At 28.6% G+C, this 22,955-nt stretch carries 22 protein-coding genes; 20 read left to right on the top strand and 2 right to left on the bottom strand.

All coding sequences use genetic code 11. The features are described from left to right. Window positions 1-87 precede the first annotated feature (87 nt). The 4 genes from AC4FQW_RS04375 (at window position 88) to AC4FQW_RS04360 (ending at window position 6,390) form a co-directional block, all read left to right on the top strand. Window positions 88-2,037, top strand: a complete 1,950-nt coding sequence (locus tag AC4FQW_RS04375; RefSeq protein WP_491147453.1) for a GTP-binding protein — start codon at window positions 88-90, stop codon at window positions 2,035-2,037. A gap of 84 nt (window positions 2,038-2,121) precedes the next feature. Beyond that, entirely contained in the window at window positions 2,122-3,348 is a 1,227-nt protein-coding gene (pepT, locus tag AC4FQW_RS04370; RefSeq protein WP_491147451.1) for a peptidase T, read from the top strand. A 171-nt stretch (window positions 3,349-3,519) separates the two neighbouring features. Next, a complete protein-coding gene (locus AC4FQW_RS04365) occupies window positions 3,520-4,341 on the top strand; it encodes a RelA/SpoT domain-containing protein (protein ID WP_303128073.1) in 822 nt (273 codons plus the stop codon). A 36-nt stretch (window positions 4,342-4,377) separates the two neighbouring features. Next, window positions 4,378-6,390, top strand: a complete 2,013-nt coding sequence (locus tag AC4FQW_RS04360) for a penicillin-binding transpeptidase domain-containing protein (protein ID WP_491147449.1) — start codon at window positions 4,378-4,380, stop codon at window positions 6,388-6,390. Between the two features lie 44 nt (window positions 6,391-6,434). On the opposite strand, the gene AC4FQW_RS04355 is transcribed toward AC4FQW_RS04360, so the two are convergent. Further along, window positions 6,435-6,860, bottom strand: coding sequence for an RbsD/FucU family protein (locus AC4FQW_RS04355; RefSeq protein WP_303128069.1), 426 nt, complete (start codon window positions 6,858-6,860; stop codon window positions 6,435-6,437). Between the two features lie 184 nt (window positions 6,861-7,044). Here AC4FQW_RS04355 and AC4FQW_RS04350 point away from each other — a divergent pair, with 184 nt between their 5' ends. The 3 genes from AC4FQW_RS04350 to AC4FQW_RS04340 all read left to right on the top strand — a co-directional run bounded on the left by AC4FQW_RS04350 (window position 7,045) and on the right by AC4FQW_RS04340 (window position 10,624). Beyond that, window positions 7,045-8,535: a sugar ABC transporter ATP-binding protein gene (locus tag AC4FQW_RS04350; RefSeq protein ID WP_303128066.1), complete on the top strand. Its 1,491-nt coding sequence runs from the start codon at window positions 7,045-7,047 to the stop codon at window positions 8,533-8,535. 24 nt (window positions 8,536-8,559) lie between these two features. Continuing rightward, window positions 8,560-9,540, top strand: a complete 981-nt coding sequence (locus AC4FQW_RS04345; protein WP_303128064.1) for an ABC transporter permease — start codon at window positions 8,560-8,562, stop codon at window positions 9,538-9,540. 76 nt (window positions 9,541-9,616) lie between these two features. Beyond that, window positions 9,617-10,624, top strand: a complete 1,008-nt coding sequence (locus tag AC4FQW_RS04340; protein ID WP_303128062.1) for an ABC transporter substrate-binding protein — start codon at window positions 9,617-9,619, stop codon at window positions 10,622-10,624. Between the two features lie 177 nt (window positions 10,625-10,801). Here AC4FQW_RS04340 and AC4FQW_RS04335 read toward each other — a convergent pair whose 3' ends face one another. After that, the gene (locus tag AC4FQW_RS04335; RefSeq protein WP_491147446.1) at window positions 10,802-12,583 is read right to left on the bottom strand and encodes an L-fucose isomerase; all 1,782 of its coding nucleotides are present in this window, start codon (window positions 12,581-12,583) and stop codon (window positions 10,802-10,804) included. Between the two features lie 181 nt (window positions 12,584-12,764). Between AC4FQW_RS04335 and AC4FQW_RS04330 the strand changes: the two genes are divergently transcribed. The 13 genes from AC4FQW_RS04330 to AC4FQW_RS04270 all read left to right on the top strand — a co-directional run bounded on the left by AC4FQW_RS04330 (window position 12,765) and on the right by AC4FQW_RS04270 (window position 22,955). Beyond that, window positions 12,765-14,180: a rhamnulokinase gene (locus AC4FQW_RS04330; protein WP_303128058.1), complete on the top strand. Its 1,416-nt coding sequence runs from the start codon at window positions 12,765-12,767 to the stop codon at window positions 14,178-14,180. Window positions 14,181-14,204: 24 nt separating this feature from the next. Next, entirely contained in the window at window positions 14,205-14,969 is a 765-nt protein-coding gene (locus tag AC4FQW_RS04325) for a DeoR/GlpR family DNA-binding transcription regulator (protein ID WP_491147445.1), read from the top strand. Between the two features lie 154 nt (window positions 14,970-15,123). Then, window positions 15,124-15,921: a class II aldolase/adducin family protein gene (locus AC4FQW_RS04320; RefSeq protein WP_303128054.1), complete on the top strand. Its 798-nt coding sequence runs from the start codon at window positions 15,124-15,126 to the stop codon at window positions 15,919-15,921. Between the two features lie 241 nt (window positions 15,922-16,162). Next, window positions 16,163-16,591, top strand: a complete 429-nt coding sequence (locus AC4FQW_RS04315) for a GlcG/HbpS family heme-binding protein (RefSeq protein WP_303128046.1) — start codon at window positions 16,163-16,165, stop codon at window positions 16,589-16,591. A gap of 8 nt (window positions 16,592-16,599) precedes the next feature. Further along, complete coding sequence (locus AC4FQW_RS04310; protein ID WP_491148155.1) at window positions 16,600-18,057, top strand: aldehyde dehydrogenase family protein; 1,458 nt, start codon at window positions 16,600-16,602, stop codon at window positions 18,055-18,057. A gap of 16 nt (window positions 18,058-18,073) precedes the next feature. Then, window positions 18,074-19,276, top strand: coding sequence for a zinc-dependent alcohol dehydrogenase (locus AC4FQW_RS04305; protein ID WP_491147442.1), 1,203 nt, complete (start codon window positions 18,074-18,076; stop codon window positions 19,274-19,276). A 12-nt stretch (window positions 19,277-19,288) separates the two neighbouring features. Next, entirely contained in the window at window positions 19,289-19,594 is a 306-nt protein-coding gene (locus AC4FQW_RS04300; RefSeq protein WP_491147440.1) for a BMC domain-containing protein, read from the top strand. A 20-nt stretch (window positions 19,595-19,614) separates the two neighbouring features. Further along, a complete protein-coding gene (locus tag AC4FQW_RS04295; RefSeq protein ID WP_303128036.1) occupies window positions 19,615-19,893 on the top strand; it encodes a BMC domain-containing protein in 279 nt (92 codons plus the stop codon). 13 nt (window positions 19,894-19,906) lie between these two features. After that, window positions 19,907-20,200, top strand: a complete 294-nt coding sequence (locus tag AC4FQW_RS04290; protein WP_303128033.1) for a BMC domain-containing protein — start codon at window positions 19,907-19,909, stop codon at window positions 20,198-20,200. A 141-nt stretch (window positions 20,201-20,341) separates the two neighbouring features. Further along, the gene (locus AC4FQW_RS04285) at window positions 20,342-20,620 is read left to right on the top strand and encodes a BMC domain-containing protein (RefSeq protein WP_303128174.1); all 279 of its coding nucleotides are present in this window, start codon (window positions 20,342-20,344) and stop codon (window positions 20,618-20,620) included. Window positions 20,621-20,637: 17 nt separating this feature from the next. Continuing rightward, window positions 20,638-21,285 carry a phosphate propanoyltransferase gene (pduL, locus tag AC4FQW_RS04280; RefSeq protein WP_303128030.1) on the top strand — a complete coding sequence of 216 codons (648 nt, stop codon included), beginning with the start codon at window positions 20,638-20,640 and terminating at the stop codon, window positions 21,283-21,285. Window positions 21,286-21,357: 72 nt separating this feature from the next. Then, entirely contained in the window at window positions 21,358-21,606 is a 249-nt protein-coding gene (locus AC4FQW_RS04275; protein WP_491148154.1) for a EutN/CcmL family microcompartment protein, read from the top strand. A 20-nt stretch (window positions 21,607-21,626) separates the two neighbouring features. Next, window positions 21,627-22,955 carry a 4Fe-4S dicluster domain-containing protein gene (locus AC4FQW_RS04270; protein WP_491147438.1) on the top strand — a complete coding sequence of 443 codons (1,329 nt, stop codon included), beginning with the start codon at window positions 21,627-21,629 and terminating at the stop codon, window positions 22,953-22,955.

Here is a 22,955-nt window from a genome sequence, read left to right as displayed (position 1 = left end):
TTATAAACCTTTTATTATTAATATGAATGATTTATATTATTTTGATATAATTTAACTTAAAGAAATTTTTAAGAGGAGATAATAAAAATGAGAAAGACAATAGGAATATTTGCTCATGTTGATGGTGGTAAAACAACATTTTCAGAACAAATTTTATACCATACAAATAGTATTAGAAATAGAGGAAGAGTAGATCATAAAAATTCTTATTTAGATAGTCATGAAATTGAAAAGAGTAGAGGAATAACAGTATTTTCAGATGTAGGAACTTTTAATTATAAAGATTCAGAATATTATTTAATAGATACACCAGGTCATATTGATTTTTCTCAAGAGATGGAAAGAACTATATGTATATTAGACTATGCAATTTTAATAATAAGTGCAGTTGAGGGAATACAAGGCCATACGGATACAATATGGAATTTATTAAAACATAATAATATTCCAACCTTTATATTTATAAATAAAGTTGATCGAGTTGGTGCTAATGTAAATAAAATAATAGATGAAATAAAATTAAAGTTTGATGAAAATGTTATTTATATAGAAAATTCTTTATCTAAAGAATTAAATTTAGATTTTATAGAAAAGATAGCTGAAAGTGATGAAAGGCTTTTAGAAATGTATTTAGAAGAAAATTTAAATAAAGAATTATGTATAGATAAGGGAAAAGAGCTTATAAAAAGTAGAAAGTTATTTTTATGTTATAGTGGTTCTGCACTTTTAGATAAAGGGATAGTAGAGTTTTTAGACGATTTTAATAATTTAACATATACTTCTTATAATGAATTTGGAGAGTTTAAAGGTAGAGTTTTTAAAATAAAACATGATGAAAAAGGCAATAAATTATCATTTATAAAGTGTCTAAATGGTACATTAAAAGCAAAAGATGAGATAAATTTTAAAATTATTTTAGATAATTTTAAAGAAAAAATAAATGAAATAAGACTTTATAATGGAAATAAGTTTAAAGTAATAAATGAAGTAAAAGCAGGAGAGGTAGCTTGTATTTTAGGAGCAAATAATTTACAAAGTGGAATGTCTTTAGGATTTAATGATGATATAAATTATGAAATGATTCCTACTTTAAAAGTTAAAGTTATATATGATGAAAAAATTAATAGTAATGAGGTTTTAAAGATATTTAAAACATTAGAAAGTGAAGATAATAGTTTAAATGTTAACTTTGATGAACGTCTTAAAGAGTTACATTTGGATATAATGGGAACAGTTCAACTTGAAGTTTTAAAAGATATTTTAAAAAATAGGTTTAATCTTAATGTAGATTTTGATAAACCAGAAATACTTTATAAAGAAACAATAATTGGAGAAACGTTAGGGTATGGTCATTTTGAACCACTAGGACATTATAGTGAAGTTAATTTAAAAATAGAAGAAGGTGAAAGAGGTAGTGGTATAACATTTATAAATAAATGTCATACTGATGATTTAACTATTGGAAATCAAAATTTAATAAAAACACATATATTTGAAAAAGAACATAAAGGAATATTAACAGGAAGTCCAATTACTGATTTGAAAATAACTTTATTAACTGGTAGGGCGCATAATAAGCATACTACTGGAGGAGATTTTAGAGAAGCTACAAAAAGAGCTTTAAGGCAAGGGCTTGATGAAGCAAATAATAAACTTTTAGAACCATATTATAAGTTCAAGATTGATGTGAATATAGAGTTAATAGGAAGAGTATTATCAGATATTCAAAAGAGAAAAGGTGAATTTGATGAGCCTATAAATAGTGGGGATAGAGTAATAATAACTGGTAGAGGACCAGTAAAAACTTTTATTGATTATAGTTTGGAGTTTATAAGTTTTACAAAAGGAAATGGATTTTTAAGTTTAGTTTTTGATGGGTATGATTATTGTCATAATGAAGATGAGGTAATAAAAAGTAAAGGGTATGATAAAAATAGTGATATAGAATATACTAGTTCATCAATATTCTGTTCAAAGGGTCAAGCTTATGTAGTTGATGGAAAAGATGTAACAAAATATATGCATTGTTTAAAATAATATTAAAAATAAAGCAAAAACAAAAACTTAAACTATTTTTAATGTATAATTATATTAAAGTATTATATGAGGGGAGATTATAATATGAAAAAAGTTCAAGAAAGATTTTTAGAATATGTAAAAATAAACACTAAGTCAGATGAAGAATCTGAGTCAATTCCAAGTACAAAATGTCAATTAGATTTAGCTAAAGTTTTGGAAAAGGAGTTAAAAGAGATAGGATTATCTGATGTTAAACTTGATGAGTTTGGATATGTTTATGCAACACTTAAGGCTAACACTGATAAAAAAATTCCTACTATAGGTTTTATATCACATATGGATACAGCTCCTGATATGAGTGGAGAAAATGTAAAACCTCAATTTGTTAAAGATTATAATGGAGATGTTATAGTTTTAAATGAAAAGTTAAATATAAATCTAGATCCGAAAGAATTTCCAGAGCTTAAAAATTATGTTGGAAAAACTTTAATAACAACAGATGGTACAACTCTTTTAGGAGCAGATGATAAGGCTGGAATATCAGAAATAATAACAGCTGTAGAGTATTTAATAAATCATCCAGAAATTAAGCATGGAGATATTAAGATTGGATTTACTCCAGATGAAGAAGTTGGTAGAGGTGCTGATAAATTTGATGTAGAAGGCTTTGGAGCAGATTTTGCATATACTGTAGATGGAGGAGCGCTTGGAGAATTAGAATATGAAAACTTCAATGCAGCAGGTGCAAAGGTTGTTATTAAGGGGAAAAATGTACATCCAGGAAGTGCTAAAAATAAAATGATTAATTCATCACTAGTGGCATATGAATTTTTAAGCATGTTACCTCTTTATGAAGTTCCAGAAAAAACAGAAGGATATGAAGGATTTTCATTCCTTATAAGTATAAATGGAACAGTAGAAAATACTGAAATGTCATTTATAATAAGAGATTTCTTTGAAGATACTTTTAATAGAAGAATAGAGGAATTTAAAAATGCTGAAAAGAAATTAAATGAAGTTTATGGTGAAGGAACAGTTAAAGTTGAAATAAAAGAGCAATATAGAAATATGAAAGAAAAAATAGAACCTGTAATGCATATAGTTGAAACTGCTAAAAAGGCAATGGAAATGGCAAATATAACTCCAGATGTTGTACCAATAAGAGGAGGTACAGATGGAGCTAGATTATCATTTATGGGACTTCCAACTCCAAATATGTTTACTGGTGGAGAAAATTTCCATGGAAGATATGAATATATAGCAGTAGAATCTATGGAAAAAGCAGTAGAAACTATTGTAAACATAATTAAACTTTATGGTGAAAAATAAAATGAGTTTAAAAGGTTAGGATTAATTCCTAACCTTTTTTATTTTTTTAGTAATTTATAAATATGAAATTTTAATTTTTAAAAAGTTACTTAGTATAAGTTATGTTATAAGTTATTAATAAAATTTAGTGATATAATATAAATGTAATGTTTAAATTTAGGAGAAATATTTATGAAAAATAAATTTGAAATACAAGAATTTTTAAAAAAATACAGTCATTGTGAAACAATTATAGAAGAAAACAATATAAATATTAAAAACTTAGAAGAAATATATAAAGACTACATAGAATATTTAGAGTCTTATGAAAATCAAGCTAATTTTATAGCAAACATATTAAGGGCAAACGAATGTATTCATTCTGTAAAGTCTAGAATAAAAGCAAGTGATAGGCTTATAGAAAAGATTGTAAGAAAAACAAAAGATAGGAAAGAAAAATATGGGGGTGATTTTGAATTTACAGTAAATAACTATAAAGATGAAATAAATGATTTAATTGGAATTAGGGTAATACATATTTTTAAAGAACAGTGGAAAGAAATACATGATTTTATAATAAATACATGGAAGGTTATAGAAATAACAGCTAATGTTAGAGAAGGAGATAATACTGAGATATTTAATAAACTTGGGATAGAAGTTAGATCAAGACAATCAGGATATAGGTCAGTACATTACTTAGTTGAGTTTTATCCAACTAATAAAAAAGTTATAGCAGAAATACAGGTTAGAACTATATTTGAAGAAGGATATGGTGAAATTGATCATAGACTTAGATATTCCCATAATGAAATTCCAGAAATATTAAAATCTAATCTTTTATTATTTAATAGAATAGTAGGAAGTGCTGATGAAATGGCATCTCTTATAAATACTCTTAGTAAAGAGTGGAATAAAAATGAATGGAATATAAAAGAAAATATGTATAAGAATTTAATTAAGGAAAAGGATTATGAGATTCAAAGGTTAAAAGAGAAGAATAATATTATCTAATTATTATAAAATAATTAGATTGGATGGAGGGGTATTATGAAATTTAACAAAAAAATTTATTTTATAGCTTTTATAACATTTTTACTAACGGTATCCTTTATGGGATGTTCTAGTAAAAGTAAAGCTATTGATGCTTTTAATCAGTATAAAGACAAGTGGCAAAGTTTGGATTATAAGGGTATGTATGATATGCTTAGCAAAGATTCAAAAGGTACTATTGATGAAACAACATTTGTTCAAAGGCTTGGAAATATATATGGAGCTATGAATGCTAGTAATATTAATATTAAACTAGGTGAGGCTACAAAAGAAAATAATGATGTAATTATTCCATTTTCTTTAACTATGGATACAGTAGCTGGAAATCTAAAATTAGATGATTTTAAAGTTACTTTAGTAAAAGAAGATAAAGATTATAAAATAAAGTGGAATGATAATTTGATTTTTCCTAACATGCAAGAGGGAGATAAAATAAAAGTTAATACCGTAAATGCAGTAAGAGGTAAAATATTAGATAAAGACGGGAAAGCTTTAGCAGAGGATGGAAAAATTAATATTGTTGGTATACATCCAGCTATATTTAATAGAAAAAATAAAGATGAAAAAATAAAAGAAATAGCAAGAGCTTTAGACATAAGTGAGGACACAATAATTAAAAAATTAGATTCAAATAGCAATCCAAGTCATTTTGTAGAAATAGTTAAAATATTACCTAATGATTCAAAACTTAATAGTTTAAAAAATCGTGATGAGGATGGAATATTAATTCAAAATTCTATATCAAGAGTTTATAGTGGTGGAGAAGCGTTTGGTAGATTAGTAGGATATGTAGGACCTATTACAAAAGAGGAATTAGAAAAAAATAAAGACAAAGGGTATAATACACATAGTTTAATTGGTAAAAGTGGATTAGAACAAGTTTATGAAGATAAGTTAAGATGTGAAAATGGAGGGAAAATATATATTGAAAGAGGAGAAGAAAAAATAGAAGTTGCTAATAAAGATCCTAAGAATGGAAGTGATATAACAATTTCTATAGATTCAAATCTTCAAAAGAAAATATATAGAGAAATAAATGGAGAAAAGGGAGCATCTACTGCATTAAATCCTAAAACAGGCGAAGTATTAGCTATGGTAAGTTCACCTTCTTATGATTCAAATATGTTTACAACTTATATGACAAAAACTCAAAAGAAAGAATTAGAGGATACAAAAAATGCGGCTTATGAAAATAGATTTACAAAACTTTATTCACCAGGCTCTACATTTAAGCTTATAACTGCAACTACAGGAATCCAAGATGGAGTTATAAAAGCAAATGATAAAAAAGATATAAAGGGATTAAGTTGGCAAAAAGATAGTTCATGGGGTGATTATAAGGTTACAAGAGTTGAAGATCCAGGTAAATCAGTAAATTTAAATGATGCTGTTAAGTATTCTGATAATATATATTTTGCTCAAGTTGCAGTAGACCTTGGAAGTGATAAGTTTATTGAAGGAGCTAAAAAATTTGGAATAGGAGAAAAAATAGATTTTGGATATCTAATGGAAACTTCACAAATTTCAAATAACGGGAAAATAGAGAGTGAAATAGCATTAGCAGATAGTGGATATGGTCAAGGTCAAGTTTTGGTTACCCCTTTAAATATGACACTTGCTTATAGTGCTTTATCAAATGAAGGGAATATAATGAAACCAAGATTGGTTACAAGTATAAATAATAAAGAAGAAATATTTAAAAAACAAACAATAGAGAAAAAATATTTAAATGATTTAATAAATGCATTTAAAGAACCTATAAATAGTGAAGGTGGTACTGCCACAGATGCTAAAATACCAGGTCAAGAATTAGCAGGAAAAACAGGAACAGCAGAAATTAAAAAGAGTCAAAATGATAAAAAGGGAACAGAAAATGGATGGTTTATAGCAACAGATGTTAAAGGATCAAAAATTACAATTTCTATGATTCTTGAAGATGTTAAAGAAAAAGGTGGTTCTCATGCTGTTGTTCCTAAAGTAAGAAATGTATTAGAATATTATTTAAAATAACATATTAAAAATTGGCACTTTAATTAAAGTGCCAATTTTTTTATCTAAATTACACCCTTAGTTAAAATTATATTAGCATAAAGAGCTTTTTCTGATGTTGCTATAACAGCGTATGCTTTCTTTGCTTCTTCATAAAAATCAAATCTTTCTATAAATCCAAAAGAATCAAAAGGTGAAAATTCTTTTTTTATAATAGTTTTATAAGTATCCCAAATATTAGGAACGAAATTATCACCTGGAAGTACATTCATTAGTTTTACTGGTTTTTCTGAATAAGTATCTAATGGAAATAAAGTTAATATGGCTTCTAAAATTTCAGGAACATTATGTCCATCTAATCTAACTAACCTTTTTGCGCAAGAAGATGAAGGAAAATTGCCATCTGCAATAACTATTGTATCTCCATGTCCCATTTCCATAAGTATTTTTATAAGTTCAGGTGAAATAATTGAAGGAATTTTTTTTAACATAAAAACACTCTCCTTTGAATATAAAATAAAAGAATACAAAAACATTATAAACAAAATATGGTAAAAATTCAAATAAATTAAAATTTATGTTGTGATAATTGGAAAAAAAAGGTATAATTATATAAAGTAAATTGAATAAAAATAAAACAACATAAACAAAAAAAGGGGTGCGGGGAGTGATTAAATGTCAAAGCAAGTATTGCTAAAGATGGAAGGAATAGATAAAGCCTTTCCAGGGGTACAAGCTTTAAAAAATGCAAAGCTTGAAGTCTTAAAAGGAGAAGTACATGTTCTTATTGGAGAAAATGGTGCTGGAAAATCAACACTTATGAAAGTACTAACAGGAGTCTATAAAAAGGATTCGGGAAATATACTATTTAAAGGAAAAGAATTTAATGTAAAAAATCCTAAAGAAGCAGCAGAGCGTGGTGTATCTATAATACATCAAGAATTTAATTTATTACCTCATCTTACAGTAGCTCAAAATATATATATAGGTAGAGAGCCAAAGAAAAATAAATTTATTATTGATGAAAAAAAAATGATTAAAGATACAGAAAATGTATTAAAATCATTGAATTTAAGCATTGACCCTAATGAGAGAGTTGATAATTTAAGTGTAGCAGAACAACAAATGGTTGAAATTGCGAAAGCATTAGCATTTAAATCAGAAGTTTTATTATTAGATGAACCAACATCAGCACTTACAGAGTCAGAAATTGAAGATTTATTTAAAATAATAAAAAAATTAAAAAAAGAAGGGGTTGGAATAGTTTATATTTCTCATAGAATGGAGGAGTTTAAGCATATTGCAGATAGAATAACTGTACTTAGAGATGGAAGTTATATAGGAACTAGAATATGGAAAGATGTAGATATAAATGAAATTATTAAAATGATGGTTGGAAGAGATATAAAAGATCAATATCCAAAAAGAGAGCCCAATATAGGAGAAGTAGTATTTGAAGCCAAAAATATAAATAGAAAAGGTAAGTTACATGATGTAAGCTTTAGCGTTAAAAAAGGAGAAATATTAGGATTTGCAGGGCTTATGGGAGCTGGAAGAACTGAAGTTGCAAGAGCAATCTTTGGAGCTGATCCTATTGATTCAGGAGAATTCTATTTAGAAGGAAATAAAATAAAAATAAAATCACCAGTAGATGCAATAAAAAATCAAATAGCATATTTATCAGAAGATAGAAAGAGAGATGGACTTTTATTAGATTTAGATGTAGAGTTTAATACTGTTATTGCAAATATAAAAGAATACAGTAAATTATCTGTTGTAAACGATAAACTGTGCAAAAAGATATCAAATGAAAAAATTAATGATTTAAAAACTAAAACACCATCTTTAAGTCAAAAAACTAAGTTTTTAAGTGGTGGAAATCAGCAGAAAGTATTAATAGGAAGATGGCTTTGCAGAGATACTAAAGTTCTTATATTCGATGAGCCAACAAGAGGAATAGATGTTGGTGCTAAATATGAAGTATATACTTTAATGAAAGAATTAGCTGAAAAAGGGGTTGCTATTATTATGATTTCTTCTGAATTACCTGAAATTTTAGGGATGAGTGATAGAATTATTGTAATGCATGAAGGTAAGAAAACAGGAGAACTTGATATAAAAGATGCTACACAAGAAAAAATAATGAGCTTAGCATCTAATAGTTAATAATTTTAGGGGGAGATTTTTGGTATGGAAGCTATTAAAAATAAGAAAGTATTAAATAGTGATAAAAAAGATAATAAAGCACTATTACAGAAAATGGCAGCAGGTATAAGTTTGCTTTTAATGTGTTTATTTTTCTCAGTTGCAACACCGCATTTTTTAAATGTAGATAATATAATAACAATAGCATTACAAACTGCTGTAATAGGAATAATGGCTATAGGGGTTACTTTTGTTATTATAACTTCAGGTATAGATTTATCATTAGGTGCAATAATTGCATTAAGTGGTGTTTCCGCAGGACTTTTTATAAGTAAAGGAATGAGCATTACAGTTGCTGTAATACTTGCTATATTAGTTGGTATGCTATTTGGTACTGTAAACGGTTTGCTTATTGGGAAGTTTAATTTACCACCTTTTATAGCAACTCTTGGTTCAATGATGATGGCTAGAGGACTAACTTTAGTACTTACTAATGCAAAACCAGTATATTTTGATTCAGCGCCAACTTTTTCAACTATATCTCAAGGAAAGTTATTTGGAATTATTCCTTATCCTGTAATATATTTAATTGTATTAGCTATTATATCAGGATTTATATTAAAGAAAACTTTAATTGGAAGATATACTTATGCAATAGGAAGTAATGAGGAAGCAGCAAGATTATCTGGTATAAATGTATTAAAAACTAAATTATTTGTATATATGTATTGTGGACTTATGTGTGCTATTGCGGGTATTGTAATGGCTGCAAGAATAAATTCAGGTCAGCCAACTGCTGGAGAAGGATATGAATTAGATGCAATAGCAGCTGTTGTTATTGGAGGAACATCTTTAAGTGGAGGAGAAGGTTCAATAACAGGAACTATTCTTGGTGCTTTTATAATGGGTGTATTAAAAAATGGTCTTAATCTAATGAATGTATCACAAAACTGGCAAATGCTTGCTATGGGAGCAGTTGTTATAGGTGCTGTATATGTAGATATGCTTAGAAAGAAAAAGAGATAGTTATTAATTGTTAGTTAGTTATTAAAATAAATAATTAATTAAATTAAAACATAAAGTTTGTGGGAGGGTATGATTTATGAAATTAAAAAAACTTGTGGCTATGGTTGCTACAGCAGCAGTGCTTGCAGTTGGAGTTGTTGGATGTAGTTCAGGAGGTCAAGGAACAGGAGATTCATCAGGTGGAACAGAAGGAAAAAAGGATGACACTTATATTGCAGTTATATCAAAAGGATATCAACATGAATTTTGGAAGACTGTAGAACAGGGAACACAAAAAGCAGCTGAAGAACTTGGGATAAAAGTAACTTTTGAAGGTCCAGATAGTGAAACAGAAGTTGACAGACAAATAGAGATGGTTGAAAATGCAATAACAAAACAAGCTAAAGCTATAATGCTTGCTCCTCTTGATAATAAGGCTTTATTACCAGTAGTTCAAAAGGCAGAAGAAAAAGGTATTCCAGTAATAACTTTTGACTCAGATTTAGATTCAGATATTCAAAAGAGTTTTGTTGCTACTGATAACAAAGCAGCAGGAGCAATTGCAGCAAAAGAAATGTCTAAACGAATCGGTGGCAAAGGAAAGGTTGCAATAGTTGCTCATAATGAAGGAACATCAACTGCTCAAGAAAGAAGAGATGGATTTAAAGAAGAGATAGAAAAAAATCATAAAGATATAGAAATAGTTTCAATACAATATTCAGATGGAGACCATGCATTAGCACTTGCTAAAGCTACAGATATAATGACAGCTAATCCAGACTTAAAAGGATTATATGCAACAAATGAAGGGGCTGTTGTAGGTGTTGCTACAGCTGTTAAGGAAAAAGGAAAATTAGACGATATAACATTAATAGGATTTGATTCATCAGATCAAGAAATTGCTTTCTTAAAAGAAAAAGTAATTGATGGTTTCGTTGTTCAAAATCCATATAATATGGGATATTTAGGAGTTAAAGCTGCTAATGATGTATTAGAAGGTAAAAATGTTGAAAAAAGAATAGATACTGGAGCTACTTATGTAAGTCTAGATAATTTTGAAAATGATGATATTCAAAAATTATTATATCCATTAGGTAAAAAATAATAAGTAATTATATTTTAATAATATTTTAAGAGAGAGATTTAATCTCTCTCTTTTTTCTATAAATAGTTTATTCTATATAATAAGTTAAAGAAAAATTTTTATACTAAAAGTTTTGTAAAAAATAATAAAAAGCATTGATACAATCTGTATCTATGCTTTTTATCAATTTATTTATAACTATTTATATAGAGGGCCAAAGTTTTTACATGCTCTAAAATCAGCACCTTCAAGATCTTTTAATCCATGTAATCCCCAAGCGCTTGGTCTAAATATTTTATCTTCTGAAACATTATGCATAGAAACTGGAATTCTAAGAATTGAAGCTAATGTTATTAAATCAGCTCCTATATGTCCATAAGAAATAGCTCCATGATTTGCTCCCCAATTATTCATTACTGAATATACATCTTTGAATGCACCTTCACCAGTAAGATTTGGAACAAACCAAGTTGTAGGCCAAGTGTTATCAGTTCTATTATCAATAGTTTTAGTTATTTCTTCATCTAAATCAACAGAGTATCCTTCAGCTATTTGAAGAACAGGACCTAATCCATCAACCAGACAAACTCTTGACATTGTTAGTGGCATTTTTCCTTTTGATAAGAATTTAGAGGAATATCCACCACCTCTAAAATATTCATTTACTGCAGGATGCCAAGTTGTTGCAGCTAGGCAATCATTAATTTCATTTTCTGTAATTTCCCAAAATGGCTTCATTGTAGGATTTCCATTTTTATCAGTTTGTCTACCTGATGCATCTAACGTAGCAGAACCTGAATTAATTAAATGAATAAATCCATTCTTAGCTTCTTCAGGTAAATCTTTTCCTGTAACTCTTTTAACTGCTTCTGGTGACCAATATGTTCTAACATCAGCAAATATTTGAGCTGTATTAGTAAGAAGGTGTCCAAATAGCATAGGAACAGCATTTAATGAGTCATTTTCTGTTGCGAATACAAAAGCCTCTCTTAATCCATTCCAATCAAATGAAGAATTTAATATAGCTTCCATAAAGTCACCATTTGGTGAATGATCTGTCCAGTGACGTTGTCCTTGGAATCCTCCAGCAATTGCATTATGACCTTCTGATTCTTCTTTAAATCCAAGTGATTCTAATTTAGGATTACCAATCATTAAATCCTTTACTATTAAAGTCATTTTAACAACAGTTTCCCATATATTATCTTTTTCTTCTCGAGTTTTTTGATTAGCTTCTGAATTTTTATCAAATCCTTCTTTACAATTTTCTTTAACCCAATGTAAAGCCTTATTAAATTCATCTTTATCGTAAATTTCTCTATCTATCCTTCTAGTGATTTCACTCATATCTACATATTCATTTCTCATTCCAAGATACTTTTGGAAAAACTTTTGATCAACCATAGAACCAGCAATTCCCATTGACACAGAACCTACTGAAAGATAAGATTTTCCTCTCATCATAGCAACAGATAAACCTGCTTTTGCAAATCTTAAAAGTTTTTCTTTTACATCGCTTGGTATATCAGTACAATCTGCATCTTGAACGTCCTTTCCGTATATACCAAATGCAGGTAGACCAACTTGATTATGTCCAGCAAGAGCAGCAGCTAAATAAACAGCGCCTGGTCTTTCAGTTCCGTTAAATCCCCAAATTGCTTTTGGCATATGTGGATCCATATCAATTGTTTCTGTACCATAGCACCAACATGGAGTTACTGTTATAGTTAAACCAACACCTTCTCTTTTAAATTTTTCATAGCATTTACTTGCCTCATTAACGCCACCAATAGTAGTATCTGCTATTACACATTCAACTTGTTCACCATTAGGATAACGTAAATTTTCTTTTAAAAGTGAAGCTACGGAATTAGCCATATTCATAGTTTGGTCTTCTAAAGATTCTCTAACACCGTTTCTTCTACCATCAATTGTTGGTCTTATACCTATCTTTGGATATTGATTATTTGATTTATACATAAAGCACCCCCAATATTATATTACCAATATTTTACAATATAATTTTATAATGAAAAAATATACAAGTCAATAAGTGTGTGTAAAAGTTTTCCAAAAATATTTTAAAGATGTTGTTTGTATTTGATTTATGTTGTATTATATAATTACCAAATAATGTAAAATAACTTAAGGGGGAATTATTTTGAGTAATTATTTAGCTTTTGATTTTGGGGCATCATCAGGAAGAGCTATAATTTGTGAATATAAAAATGGAACATTAAATTTAGAAGAAATATATAGATTTCCTAACGATCCAGTTTTTTTAGGTGATAAATATGTTTGGGATTTTCCAAGACTTTTTAATGAATTAAAAAATGCTTTGAAAAAAGTAGCTACAATGAATAAAAAAATAGATGGAATAGGAATAGATACTTGGGGAGTAGACTTTGGACTTATAGATAAAAATGGAAACTTAATTGGAATGCCTATGCATTACAGAGATAAAAGAAATTATTATGGAATAAAGGAAACGGAAAAATATATAAGTTTAAGTGAACTTTATTTAAGAAATGGTATATCAAATAATGTATTTAATACTTGTTTTCAACTTGTTGCTGATAAGAAATATAGAAAAGAAATACTAGAAAATAGTGATTCATTATTATTTATGCCTGATTTATTTGCATATTATTTAACTGGAGAAAAGAAAAATGAATTTACAATTGCATCTACATCAGCATTGCTAGATATTAATAATAAAGAATGGGATTATGAGCTTATAGATAAGGTTAAAATTCCAAAGAATATATTTAATGAAATAATAAATCCAGGAGAGATATATGGATATTTAAAAGAAGAAGTATTAGATGAGACAGGGCTTTCTTACAATATACCTGTTATAGCTGTTGGTGGACATGATACAGCATCTGCAGTAATGGGAGCTCCTTTAAAAGATGAAAAAGATGCATATTTAAGTTCAGGAACGTGGTCACTTTTAGGGGTTGAAAGCAATGTTCAATTTAAAACAAAAGAAGCTTTAAAATGGAATTTTACTAATGAAGGAGGAGCACTCGGTAATGTTAGAGTTTTGAAAAATATTAATGGATTATGGCTACTTCAGCAACTTAAGAAAAATTGGTGTGAGTTTTATAATGATATAGATTTTCCAGATATAATAAGGGAAGCTAGAAAGTATGAAAATAAAAAGTTTATAGTAAATACTAATGATACTGAATTTATGAATACTAAAAATATGATTAAATCAATACAAAAATATTGTGAGGAAAATGGTCAAGGAACTCCTAAAGAACTAGGAGAATTAGCTATTGCTGTTTATAATGGCTTAACTAAAGAATACAAAGACACAATATGTGATTTAGAGAATTTATTAGGATATAAGATAGAAAGGATTAATATTGTGGGTGGAGGAATTAAGGATAAGTATTTAAGTGAGCTTACAGCTAAAAAAACTGGAAAAAAAGTTATAGCTGGACCTATTGAAGCAGCTGTAATTGGTAATATTATAATGCAATGTATAGCTTGTGGAGAAATTTCATCTGTACAAGAGGGAAGAAAGATTATAGAAAAATCATTTAATGAAGAAATGTATTCTGTTTAAAAAGAATATATGGAGGTGTAAAGTTTGTTGGCAGTTGAAAGAAGGCATAAAATTGTAATACAGATTCAGGAAGAAAAAAAAGTTTTAGTTCAGGAATTAGCTGTTAAATTTTCTGTAACAGAAGAAACTATAAGAAGGGATCTTGAAAAATTAGAAGACCAAGGAATATTAAAAAGAACTTATGGTGGAGCTATAGTTAATGAGGGAACAAATGTTGATATGCCTTTAGATATGAGAGAAGTTATAAATAAAGAGGGGAAAGTTAATATAGCCGAAAGAGTTGAAGAAGAAATAAAAGATGGGGATACAATAATGCTTGATTCATCATCTACAGCTTATTATGTTGCTAAGTGTTTAAGAAAAAGCAATAAAAGAGTTACATTAATAACTAATTCACTAAAGGTTATAACGGATCTTCAAGATTATAAAAATATAAATCTTATATTAGCTGGGGGAGTATTTAGAGAATCTTCTAAATCATTTACTGGAAAATGGGCACAATCTATAATAAAAAATTATTATGTGAATAAAGCTATTATATGTTGTAAAGGGATAGATATTGAAAGAGGGGTTATGGATTCTAATGAAGAAGAAGCTGAAGTTAAAAAGGTAATGGTTAATTCAGCTAGTAAGGTAATATTAGTAGTTGATTCTATAAAATTTGATAAAAGTTCATTTGTTAATATAGTTCAGTTTAAAGATATAGATTATATATATACTGATAAAAATGTTAATGATAAGTGGAAGAAAGTACTGAAAAATAACAAAATAGAATTAATAGTATGTTAGAATTAAGAGTTTGTTTTATAGCAAACTCTTTTTAATTAAAAGAAAAATCAATAAATAATATTTACCATATATTGACATTAAAGAGAATTAATGGTAAAATTAGGAAAGAAAAAAGAAAAATAAAGATAAGTAAAAATAAATAGGGGGATTGTTTATGGTATCAGAATATGAAATAAAAAAACAAATTTGTGAAATAGGAAAAAGAATTTATAATAATGGTTTTGTTGCAGCAAATGATGGTAATGTATCAGTTAGAATAAATGAAAAAGAAGTTCTTTGCACACCAACTGGAGTTTCAAAAGGTTATATGACTACAGATATGATATGTAAAGTTGATATGGATGGAAATATCATTAGTGCAAATGGCAATTTTAAGCCTTCATCAGAAGTTAAAATGCATTTAAGAGTATATAAAGAAAGACCAGATGTTAAATCAGTAGTTCATGCTCATCCTCCATATGGTACAAGCTATGCTATTGCAGGAATTCCTTTAGATAAAGCTATAATGCCAGAAGCTGTAATTGCTCTTGGTAATGTTCCAATAGCTGAATATGGAACTCCATCTACTGAAGAAATTCCAGATGCAGTAGCAAAATATCTTCAATGTTATGATGCGGTTTTATTAGAAAACCATGGGGCTTTAACATATGGACCAGATCTTATGTCAGCTTATTTTAAGATGGAATCATTAGAATTTTATGCAAAGCTTATGTTTATATCAAGTCAAATAGGTGAGCCACAAGTTTTAAATAATAACCAAATTGACAAATTATTAGATATAAGAAGAGGTATGAATTTAATTGGAAAACATCCAGGCTTATGTTGTAATGAAGATGGAAGTTGTATATATAATTCAAATAATTTAGCTCAAAAAGAATCTAATTTAAATGATGAGCTTGTAGAAAAAATAGTAAAAGAAGTTACAAGTAAAGTATTAGGGGCAATTAAATAATAATTAAGTGAGATAGTTTTGAAATACTAAAATAAATTTATTAATAAGAATGTTTTATTAAAGAAGATTCTAAAAAAGGGCTTTTATTTCTAAGCCCTTTTCTATAAAAATTAAATTTAATAAAATTATAAGTTTTTAAATAGAGATAATATCATATTACAAATAAAAAAAGAATAGACTAAATTTATTCCAACTTTATACAGGAAAATAGATATATATTTTTCTATCAAATGGTGATTTTATGAATAAAATAAATTTTTTAAGTTTAGAAGTTTCAAAAAAGGTTATCGAGCAAGTTGAAAAGTTAGCTAATAAAGAAGGCATTCCAGTAGTTATAGCTATGTGTAATGAGTGGGGAATTATCATAGCAGTACATTTTATGGATGGAGCGCTTCCAGCAAGTTTTGATATTGCTGTAAATAAGGCTTTTACTTCAGCAAGCCTTAGAATAGCAACTAAAGATTTAAAAGCTTTATCAGTAGATGAAGGGGAGCTTTTTGGTATAAATAATACTAATAATAATAAAATAATAGCATTTCCAGGTGGATTTCCTATAAGAAAAAATGGCAATGTAATTGGAGCGATAGGGGTAAGTGGAGGTAGTTGTGAGTATGATAATAAACTAGCTCTATTTGGTAAGAACGTTTGTGAGGGGGTAATTGAGTGGTAGATAGTCAAATGAACCTAGAAGAAATTATAAAGAGAGTAATAAAAGAAATAACTGCCAAAGATGTTATAGAAAATAAAGAAAATCATAATTGTAAAGGAAAATGCAAAATTTCTGGTGGTTGTAAATGTAATAAAAAAGAATTAAATGAAAAATATTTGTTTGATAATGCCGATGAGGCTGTAAATGCAGCTAAGGAAGCGTATGAGAAATTAAAGAAGTTATCAGTTAGAGATAGAGAAAAAATAATAGAAGGTATTAGAAAGAAATGTTTAGATTATTCAGAAAAAATAGCTAAAATGGCAGTTGAAGAAACTGGTATGGGAAAATATGACCATAAAGTTTTAAAACATGTATTAGTAGCAGAAAAAACTCCAGGAACAGAAGATATAGTTACTACAGCTTGGACTGGAGATGAGGGACTTACATTAGTAGAAAAAGGTGCTTTTGGAGTTATAGCGGCAATTACTCCATCAACTAATCCTACAGTAACAGTATTTTGTAATTCAATTGGTATGATTGCAGGTGGAAACACTGTAGTATTTGCACCACATCCAGGAGCAAAAAATTGTTCAAATTATGCAGTTAAGCTTATTAATGAAGCTTCAATTGAAGCTGGTGGTCCTGAAAATATAGTTGTATCTTTTAAAGAACCAAGTATAGAAAATACAAATAATTTAATGAAACATAAAGATATTACGTTAATATCAGCAACAGGTGGACCAGGAGTTGTTTTACAAGCACTATCAAGTGGAAAGAGAGCTATAGGAGCTGGCGCTGGAAATCCACCGGTTTTAGTTGATGAAACAGCAGATATTAAAAAGGCTGCAAAAGATATATTAGATGGTGCAACGTTTGATAATAATTTGCCATGTATAGCTGAAAAAGAGGTAGTTGCTGTTAATGAAATATGTGATGAATTAATAGAAAATATGACTTTATTTGGTGCTTATTTAATAAAGGATAAGAACATTATAAAAAGATTAGAAGATTTAGTTCTTATAAATAAAAATGGAAAAAGAATATTAAATAGAGAGTTCGTTGGAAAAGATGCAAAAGTAATTTTAGATAAATTATCAATAGATGTTGATGATTCAATAAGATGCATTATATTTGAAGGCGATTATGAAGATGCACTTATACAAGAAGAACTTATGATGCCAATACTTGGTGTTGTAAGAGTTAAAGATTTAGATGAAGGAATAGATATAGCAGTTAAGCTTGAACATGGAAATAGACATTCAGCTCATATGCATTCAAAAAATGTAAACAATTTAACTAGATTCGCAAAAGCTGTTGATACTGCTATTTTTGTAAAAAATGCACCTTCATATTCAGCAATAGGATTTGGAGCAGAAGGTTTTGCTACATTTACTATAGCTAGTAAAACTGGAGAAGGACTAAGTTCTGCGAGTACATTTACTAAAAATAGAAGGTGTGTTTTAAAAGATGGGTTATGTATAAGATAGTGAATGGGGGTAAGTTATGGAAGTGAATAATTTAAATATAGAAGAAATAATAAAAAGTGTTGTTAAGGAAATGATGAAAGACGATGTTAAGGATATTGTAACTTCTAAAGAAATAAAAGATACTGGAAAAGTTGGAATGCTTGTAGGAAAAGAAAAAATTGAAATTAAAGAATTTAAAATACCAGAAATAAATGATGATGAAATGCTTATCAAGGTAGAAGGTTGCGGAATATGTGGAACAGACGCTCATGAATTCAAAAATGACCCATTTGGATTAATACCATTAGTACTTGGACACGAAGGTACAGGTGAAATAGTTAAAATAGGAAAAAATATAAAGAAAGATTCAAGAGGAAAAGATCTTAAAATTGGAGATAAGATTGTTACTTGTATAATTCCTTGTGGGGAATGTGATATTTGTCTAAATCATCCAGAAAGAACAAATTTATGTGAGAATCAAGGAATATATGGACTTATAAGTGATGATGAAATCCATCATAATGGATGGTTTTCTGAATATTTAGTTATAAGAAAAGGATCTACAGTGTTCAATGTTTCAGATATGGATTTACATTCAAGAATATTAATAGAACCAGCAGCTGTTGTTGTACATGCTGTTGAAAGAGCAAAAAGTACTGGTTTATTAAAATTTAATTCTAAAGTTTTAGTTCAAGGTTGTGGTCCTATAGGATTATTACTACTTTCAGTGTTAAGAACTATGGGAATAGAGAATATTATTGCAGTAGATGGTAACTCAGATAGATTGGAAATTGCAAAAAGTCTTGGGGCAAATAGCATTATAAATATTACAGAGAGTAAAGACTTTAATGAAACTGTTAAAAAGGTTTATAGCTTAACTGATGAATTAGGTGTTGATTTTGCATTTCAATGTACTGGAGTACCAAAGGCAGCAGCTGGTATATGGAAATTTATAAAAAGAGGTGGAGGTCTTTGTGAAGTTGGATTTTTTGTAGATAATGGAGATGCAACTATAAATCCACATTATGATATATGTAAAAAAGAAGTTACAGTAGTTGGTTCATGGGTTTATACACCACAGGATTATTTAACTACATTTGATTTCTTAAAGAGAGCAAATGGAATCGGACTTCCAATTAAAAAATTAATAACACATGAATTTGATTTAGAGAATTTACAAGAAGCAATGTTAACTAATATAAGACAGGATGGAATTAAAATAGCTATAGTTAATAAATAATGAGGTAATAGTATGAGAGCCGTTGGATTAGTTGAAGTGTTTGGTCTTACAGCTGCACTTGTAGCAGCAGATGCAGCTTGTAAAGCTGCAAATGTAAAGATTGAAGCATTAGATAATAATAAACCTAAAAATGCAGATGAACTTGAAGTTCCAGTACTTATAGTTGTTAAATTTAGTGGAACAGTAAGTGATGTAAATATGGCTATGGAAGCAGCTATAAATGCTTCAAATAAAATATCTGGAGTTCATTCAAAGTATATAATGGCTCATCCAGATGAAGGAATTAAAAAGTTTATAAAGATAAGTTGTATAAAGTAAATTTAAGGAGGATTTTTATTATGAAACAAGAAGCATTAGGAATGATAGAAACAAGAGGATTAGTTGCTGCTATAGAAGCAGCAGATGCAATGGTAAAGGCAGCAGATGTAACTTTAATTGGTACAGAAAAGATAGGATCAGGACTTGTAACAGTAATGGTAAGGGGAGATGTTGGAGCTGTAAAAGCAGCAACAGAAGCAGCTTCAGATGTTGCAGGAAGACTTGGAGAAGTTGTAGCAGTACATGTAATACCAAGACCTAATGGAGATGTGGAAAATATACTACCAAAACTTGATTAAATAAAGGTTTATTATGGGATCACTAGGAATAGTGGAAGTAGTTGGAGTGGTATCTGCAATGCTTGCTGTGGATGCCATGACAAAAGCTTCTAATGTAAATTTAGAAACTTTAGAAAAAAAACTCGGTGGAAGGCTTGTTACTATAATAGTTTCAGGAAATGTATCTGATGTAAAAAATGCAGTTGAAGTTGGAAAAGAAACTGCTAATAAAATAACTAAATGCGTAGCACATGCTGTTATTAGTAGACCTCATGAAGAGGTAATAGGGATTGTTAAAAAAAGTAAACAAAAATACAAGGGGCTATAATTTATGAAAAATAGTAATGATATAAATATAACAGATAATATATCTAATGAAGAGAAGCCTAAGAAAAAGAGAGGAAGAAAAAAGAAAGAGATAATAAATAATTTTGAAAATAGTAAAAAAGAAATTATGGAGGGGTTAAGAATGGGACAACAAGCATTAGGTATGTTAGAAACAAGAGGATTAGTTGCTGCTATAGAAGGAGCAGATGCAATGGTAAAAGCAGCAAATGTTGAAATGATAGGAACAGAAAAGATAGGATCAGGACTTGTAACAGTAATGGTAAGAGGAGATGTTGGTGCTGTAAAAGCTGCGACAGAAGCAGGTGCAGAAGTTGCAGGAAGACTTGGAGAAGTTGTAGCAGTACATGTAATACCAAGACCACACTCTTCAGTTGAGTTAATATTACCAAAAAATATTTAACATAGAGGCTTTTTATTATGTATGAAAAATTAGTTGACCAAATTACTAAAGAAGTAATAAATGTAATTGGAAAAAGTGATGTTAAGGTTAAATCTATAGAGAATAAAAATGTTAAGATTGGCATATCAGCAAGGCATGTTCATTTATCTAAAAAGCATTTAGAAATTCTTTTTGGAGCAGGATATGAATTAACTAAAAGAAAAATGCTTATGGGAAATCAATTTGCAGCAAATGAAACAGTAACTTTAGTAGGAAAAAAGTTACGATCTATAGAAAACGTTAGAATACTTGGACCTACAAGAGGTGAAACGCAAGTAGAATTATCAAAAACAGATGCTATATTTCTTGGATCAGATGCTCCAGTTAGATTATCAGGGGATATAAAAGGCTCTGGAGAAATAGTTATAGTTGGACCTAAAGGAACTATAAAGATTAATGAAGGATGTATAATTTCTAAAAGACATATTCATATGAATAAAAATGATGCTAAAAAGTTTAATATGACAGAAGGTACAGTATCAGTAAAAGTTAAAGGAGAAAGAGCAGGAATTTTAGAAAATGTTGACGTAAGAATTAGAGAAGATTTTCATTTAGAAATGCATATAGATACTGATGAAGGAAATGCACTTGGAATTAAAAATGGAGATTATGTTGAAATAATATAATTGTTTTATTCCAAATTTAGACTTGAGTAGGTCTTGTTTGGAATAAAACTTATAAATAAGGATGTGAATAATATGATACTTGGAAAGGTTATAGATAATGTTGTAAGTACTAGAAAAGAAGACGGTTTAATGGGATATAAACTTTTAGTAGTTGAACCTTTAGAAGGATATAATAATGGAAAAAATATAGTTGCAATAGATAGAGTAGGGGCTGGAAGACAAAGTATAGTATTAGTGACTTTTGGAGAAAATGCCAATCTAGGACTTTATAAGGATAATGTTCCTATAGATGCTGCTATAGTTGGAATAGTTGATGAATAAAATGAAGGGAGGGAAGCTTTATGGTATTAGATGAACTTAAGTCTTTATTAAAAGAAAATGGAATTGTTGGAGCTGGTGGAGCAGGTTTTCCTACATATGCAAAATTATCATATGATGTAAATACAGTTATATTAAATGGGGCTGAGTGTGAGCCTTTATTTAGAGTTGATAGAAATCTTTTGAAAGAAGAAGCTTATAAAATATTAAAAGGATTAGACATAATAGTAGAAATTTTAGGAGCTAAGGAAGGAATAGTTGCATTTAAAGAACATTATAAAGGTGCAAATGTTGCAGTTGATAAAGAAATATATAAATTTAATAAGCTTAGAAAGTTTTTACTAAAGGATGGTTATCCAGCTGGAGACGAAGTGGTTTTAGTTTATGAAGCTATTAAGAAAATAGTACCACAAGGTGGAATCCCTTTAAATGTTGGTGTAATGGTTGTAAATGTTGAAACTGTGCTTAATGTATATAAAGCTGTAATTGAAAATACTCCTGTAACACATAAATATTTAACTGTAGGAGGTGCAGTTAATGAACCAAAAACAATATGTGCACCTATAGGAATTAAATTTAAAGAATTATTAAAAGAAGTTTCGGGAACAACAATTGAAGATTTTAAAGTTTTAATTGGTGGTCCAATGACAGGAAGATTCGGGAATTTAAATGATACTGTAACTAAAACTACAAAAGGAATATTTATAATTCCTAAGGATAATCCAATAGTAGCAAACAGGGAAATTAAATTATCTGTAGAGTTAAAAAGGGCAATGGGAGTTTGTTCGCAATGCAGAATGTGTACTGATTTATGTCCAAGATATAATTTAGGACATAAAATAGAGCCACATAAAATAATGAATTCTTTAGCTTTTGGGTTAAATTATAATACTGATGTATTTATTAATGCATTTGGATGCTCAGGATGTAATCTTTGTTCTTCATATTCTTGTCATCAAGGTTTAAATCCTAAAGCTATAATTGATGAATTAAAAGTTAGATTTAAAAAAAATGGAATAAAGCCAATTAAAATAAATGATGTAAAAGTAAAAAGAGATAGAGAATATAGAAGAGTTCCAGTAAAAAGGGTATTATCTAGATTAAGTTTATCAAAGTTTGATAAAGAAGCAGAAATTTTTGAATTTTCAGGAGAAATAAAAAATTTAAAAATAAATTTACTACAATCAATTGGAAAAGCTCCTTATCCTGTTGTTAAAGTAAATGAAACAGTTAAAAAGAATCAAGTTATAGCAAAAATAGATGATTCTTTAGGTGTGTATTTACATTCACCTATTAATGGAAGGGTAAAAAGTATTTCAAATGAATTTATTGAAATAAATATGGAGGTGTAG

It is taken from the genome of Clostridium sp. TJA085 (assembly GCF_058310235.1).
Note: the sequence above shows the minus strand (reverse complement) of the source record. Positions and strands in the feature narration are given on the sequence as shown.

Bases quoted from the DNA above. Each gene is read 5' to 3' on its own strand.
- AC4FQW_RS04320 (WP_303128054.1), top strand. From the start codon at position 15,124: ATGGTATCAGAATATGAAATAAAAAAACAAATTTGTGAAATAGGAAAA.
- AC4FQW_RS04305 (WP_491147442.1), top strand. From the start codon at position 18,074: ATGGAAGTGAATAATTTAAATATAGAAGAAATAATAAAAAGTGTTGTT.
- AC4FQW_RS04365 (WP_303128073.1), top strand. From the start codon at position 3,520: ATGAAAAATAAATTTGAAATACAAGAATTTTTAAAAAAATACAGTCAT.
- AC4FQW_RS04310 (WP_491148155.1), top strand. From the start codon at position 16,600: ATGAACCTAGAAGAAATTATAAAGAGAGTAATAAAAGAAATAACTGCC.
- AC4FQW_RS04275 (WP_491148154.1), top strand. From the start codon at position 21,358: ATGATACTTGGAAAGGTTATAGATAATGTTGTAAGTACTAGAAAAGAA.
- AC4FQW_RS04355 (WP_303128069.1), bottom strand. From the start codon at position 6,860: ATGTTAAAAAAAATTCCTTCAATTATTTCACCTGAACTTATAAAAATA.
- AC4FQW_RS04300 (WP_491147440.1), top strand. From the start codon at position 19,289: ATGAGAGCCGTTGGATTAGTTGAAGTGTTTGGTCTTACAGCTGCACTT.
- pduL (WP_303128030.1), top strand. From the start codon at position 20,638: ATGTATGAAAAATTAGTTGACCAAATTACTAAAGAAGTAATAAATGTA.
- AC4FQW_RS04285 (WP_303128174.1), top strand. From the start codon at position 20,342: ATGGGACAACAAGCATTAGGTATGTTAGAAACAAGAGGATTAGTTGCT.
- AC4FQW_RS04350 (WP_303128066.1), top strand. From the start codon at position 7,045: ATGTCAAAGCAAGTATTGCTAAAGATGGAAGGAATAGATAAAGCCTTT.
- AC4FQW_RS04315 (WP_303128046.1), top strand. From the start codon at position 16,163: ATGAATAAAATAAATTTTTTAAGTTTAGAAGTTTCAAAAAAGGTTATC.
- AC4FQW_RS04360 (WP_491147449.1), top strand. From the start codon at position 4,378: ATGAAATTTAACAAAAAAATTTATTTTATAGCTTTTATAACATTTTTA.
- AC4FQW_RS04340 (WP_303128062.1), top strand. From the start codon at position 9,617: ATGAAATTAAAAAAACTTGTGGCTATGGTTGCTACAGCAGCAGTGCTT.
- AC4FQW_RS04295 (WP_303128036.1), top strand. From the start codon at position 19,615: ATGAAACAAGAAGCATTAGGAATGATAGAAACAAGAGGATTAGTTGCT.
- pepT (WP_491147451.1), top strand. From the start codon at position 2,122: ATGAAAAAAGTTCAAGAAAGATTTTTAGAATATGTAAAAATAAACACT.
- AC4FQW_RS04270 (WP_491147438.1), top strand. From the start codon at position 21,627: ATGGTATTAGATGAACTTAAGTCTTTATTAAAAGAAAATGGAATTGTT.
- AC4FQW_RS04335 (WP_491147446.1), bottom strand. From the start codon at position 12,583: ATGTATAAATCAAATAATCAATATCCAAAGATAGGTATAAGACCAACA.
- AC4FQW_RS04290 (WP_303128033.1), top strand. From the start codon at position 19,907: ATGGGATCACTAGGAATAGTGGAAGTAGTTGGAGTGGTATCTGCAATG.
- AC4FQW_RS04375 (WP_491147453.1), top strand. From the start codon at position 88: ATGAGAAAGACAATAGGAATATTTGCTCATGTTGATGGTGGTAAAACA.
- AC4FQW_RS04345 (WP_303128064.1), top strand. From the start codon at position 8,560: ATGGAAGCTATTAAAAATAAGAAAGTATTAAATAGTGATAAAAAAGAT.